Below are 367 nucleotides of genomic sequence, written 5' to 3' on the forward strand. Positions count from 1 at the left end.
AACCATCCTTGTTTTATTTTTCGATTGTTCCATCTAGGTTTTCTATATCTTAACCTTTGCCTCCTAATTCTTCTATACTGACTTTTTTCTAATAATCTATCTTTCATACCTTGAAGCAATTTTACTTCTCCAACTATTAATTCTTTACTATCTGTTATAGCTGAAAATCCTATATTTAAATATCCACTATCTATCCCCAATGTTATAGTTTGAATATATTCAGTATCTGTCTTATATAATAATTGTATAATAAATGGATTAACTCTTTTAACAGTAGCTTTCTTTTGTTTTAATAATTTTCTAGCCTTTGCATTAGTAGTAGGCATTAATGGTTTTCCTTCAAAATTAATTACATATACCATAGTAT

1 protein-coding gene is annotated in these 367 nt (G+C 26.4%); it reads right to left on the reverse strand.

Going from position 1 to position 367, the window contains the following annotated elements; all coding sequences use genetic code 11:
* Positions 1-326, reverse strand: a 326-nt coding sequence (locus KGF39_RS19565) for an RRXRR domain-containing protein (RefSeq protein WP_413927105.1), incomplete at its 3' end; no start/stop codon positions are given.
* Positions 327-367 lie beyond the last annotated feature (41 nt).

It is taken from the genome of Clostridioides sp. ZZV14-6345, from assembly GCF_020657775.1.
In the GTDB taxonomy this organism is placed as follows: Bacteria; Bacillota; Clostridia; order Peptostreptococcales; family Peptostreptococcaceae; genus Clostridioides; species Clostridioides difficile_D.